The following is a 2,987-nucleotide window of genomic DNA, read 5'->3' as shown; positions in this document are numbered from 1 at the left end:
GCGCCGCCCTCCTCCGCGCCGTCTCCGGCCGCGACACCCTCGACGGGACCCACCCCCTCGTGGAACTCACCGGCCGCCTGCCCCTGGCCCTGCGCATCGTCGCCGCCCGCCTGGCCGCCCGCCGCGCCCTGACCCCCGACACCCTGGCGGGCCAACTCGCCGCCACGGGAAGCAGGTTGTCCCATCTGGAGTACGACGACCTCAGCGTCCGCCGCTCCCTCTCCGTGGCCCACGACTCCCTCGCCGCCTCCGACCGCGAGGCGGACCGCGACGCCGCCCTGCTCCTGTGCGGTGTCGGCGTCCTGGACCTGCCCACCTACGGCGCCCCGATCCTCGCCCGGCTGTCCGGCATCGACGATCACCGGGCCGAGGCTGCCCTGGACCGCCTGGTCGACGTGGCCCTCCTCGAGGAGACGACGTACGGCCGCTACGCCCCCCACGACCTGGTCCGCGACTACGCCCGCGAACTCTCCTCCGGCACCCCGCGAGAGAACCCCGCCGACTTCGCGCTCCGCTGGTACGCAGCCGTGGCGGAACGTGCCCTGACCGCCATCGTCCCCGCGGGCCCGGACCAGGACGACCGCCGCCTCCCGACGGAGACCCAGCCCGCGGACCACGCCCCCTACGTCGACACCCTCCCCGTCTTCGAGTCCTCCGGACAGGCCTTCGCCTGGGCCGACACGGAGCTGGAGAACGTCGTGACGCTGGTACGGCGCCACGCCGAGGACTCCGACCCGCGCCGGGCCGCGTACGTCTCCACCCTCGTCCGCCTCCTCTTCCCCTACGTCCACCGCAGCGGCCGCGTAGCCGAGATGGAGGTGCTCGGCCGGGCGGCCCTCGGGGTGGCCCGCCGGCTCGGCGACACCGCGGCGGAGGCCTACGCGCTGGGCGACCTGGCGGGCCTGCACTTCCTGACGGGACGCCAGCAACGGGCCCTGGCCCTCACCGACCAGGCGCTCGCCCTGTGGCGCCGGCTGAACCGCCCTTCCTTGATCCGCCGCTGCCTCAACAACCGCGGTCTGCTCCTCGAAGGCCTCGGCCGCTACGAGGAGTCCGGCAGCGCCCTGCGCCAGAGCCTTGAGTACTCACGGCGGTTGAACGACCCGCACGGCGAGGCCGTCACCCACAGCCACCTCGGCAACCTCTACGAGCACACCGACCCCCGTGCCGCCATCGAGCAGCACCGGCGCTCCCTCGCCATCGGCGACGAGATCGGGGCCGTGATCGTGCGCCACTCCGCCCACTGCAACATCGGCTACGCCCACCTCACGCTCGGCGAACCGGCCGCCGCCCTGCCGCACTTCGAGGAGAGCCTGCGCATCCTCGGCGGTCACGGCGACTGGCACGGCGAGTCCCAGTCCCGCCTCGGCCTGGTCCGCGCCCTGCGCCTGCTCGGCCGTACCGAGCGGGCCGCCGAGGAGTGCGAGCGGCTCCTGCGCCACGCCGACTCCCGCGCCGACCGCTACACCGGAGGTCTCGCCCGCCACCAACACGGTCTGCTTCTCCGTGCGTCGGGCCACCATGACGAGGCCCGCGAGCAGTGGCGGGCCGCCCTCGACGCCCTGGAGGGAACGGACGAGAAGGCGACCGTGGCCGAACTCGGTGAGCTGCTGGCCGGCCTGAGCTGATCACTTCGCGTCGGCATAGCACTCCACAACCGCCGTCGTGAACGGAAACCGCACCGGTGTCTCGCCGAACGTCAGCCGCCCCGCCAGCGCGGACGCCTCCCGGATCGCGTCGACCACCGCCCGCGACTCCTCCTCCGGGCAGTGCACGATCACCTCGTCGTGCTGGAAGAAGACCAGCTCGGCCGCCATGCCCGCACAGGACTGGCGCAACGCGGCCAGTAACAGCAGCGCCCAGTCCGCCGCGCTGCCCTGGACGACGAAGTTGCGGGTGAACCGGCCGCGCGCCCGCGCGTTGGTGGAGGCGTAGCCCGGCACCCACTCGGACCCGCCGCCCGACTCGGCCGGTTCGTCCTGCGGGATGCCCGCCTCCTCCGCGCCCTCGCCCGCCCCGACGGCCGGCGGACAGGTCCGCCCCAGCCAGGTGCGCACCAGCCGCCCCTCCTCGCCCGCGCGCGCCGCGTCGTCGACGTACGCCACCGCCTTGGGGAAGCGGCGTCTGAGCGCGGCGAGGTTCTTCAGTCCGTCGCCGGAGGTCTGCCCGTACACCGCGCCGAGCACGGCGAGCTTGGCCTGCGCCCGGTCGCCGGAGAAGGCCCGGTCGGACACCGACTGGTAGAGGTCGCTCTCCCGCCCGGCCACCTCCATCAGCCCGGGGTCGCGCGAGATGGCCGCCAGCACCCGCGGCTCCATCTGGTCGGCGTCGGCCACGACCAGCCGCCAGCCCGGGTCGGCGACGACGGCCCGTCGGATCACCTTGGGGATCTGCAGCGCCCCGCCGCCGTTGGTCACCCATCGGCCGGTGACCGTCCCGCCCGCCTGGAACTCCGGCCGGAACCGCCCCTCCCGCACCCAGTCCTGCAGCCAGGACCAGCCGTGGGCGACCCAGATCCGGTAGAGCTTCTTGTACTCGACGAGGGGCTTCACCGCCGGATGGTCGACGGACTCGATCTCCCACCGCCGGGTGGAGCGCACCTTGATCCCGGCCCGCGCGAAGGCCTTGATGACGTCGGCGGGCAGATCGGGGCGGACGCGGCGTCCGAAGGCGGCGGACACCTCGTCGGCCAGTTCCGCCAGGCGCCGGGGCTCGCCCCCGCCCGCGTAGCGCTCGCCGAGCAGTTCGTGCAGCACCTGCCGGTGCACCTCGGCGCTCCAGGGCAGTCCGGCGTGGTTCATCTCGGTGGCGATCAGCATGCCCGCCGACTCGGCCGCGGTGAGCAGCCGCATCCGCTCCGGGTGTGCGGTGGCCTCGTGCCGGCGCTGCTGCTCGGCGTACACCTCGGCCAGGTCGGCGAGCGGCACCTGGACGGCCCGGGGTTCGAACAGGGAGGACTGGGAGCCCGGTTCGGCGGACCGGTGGGG

Annotated in this window: 2 protein-coding genes; one reads left to right on the top strand and one right to left on the bottom strand. The window is 74.2% G+C overall.

Annotated features, from left to right (window positions below):
- On the top strand, positions 1-1,628 hold a 1,628-nt coding region (locus tag GRC12_RS43260), incomplete at its 5' end, for a tetratricopeptide repeat protein (protein WP_208785920.1).
- Here GRC12_RS43260 and GRC12_RS43255 read toward each other — a convergent pair.
- Positions 1,629-2,987, bottom strand: a 1,359-nt coding sequence (locus tag GRC12_RS43255; RefSeq protein ID WP_208785919.1) for a bifunctional 3'-5' exonuclease/DNA polymerase, incomplete at its 5' end; no start/stop codon positions are given.

Origin of the sequence: Streptomyces griseorubiginosus, from assembly GCF_017614965.1 — a bacterium.
Classification (GTDB): Bacteria; Actinomycetota; Actinomycetes; order Streptomycetales; family Streptomycetaceae; genus Streptomyces; species Streptomyces griseorubiginosus_B.
This window is presented reverse-complemented; position numbering and strand designations above follow the sequence as displayed.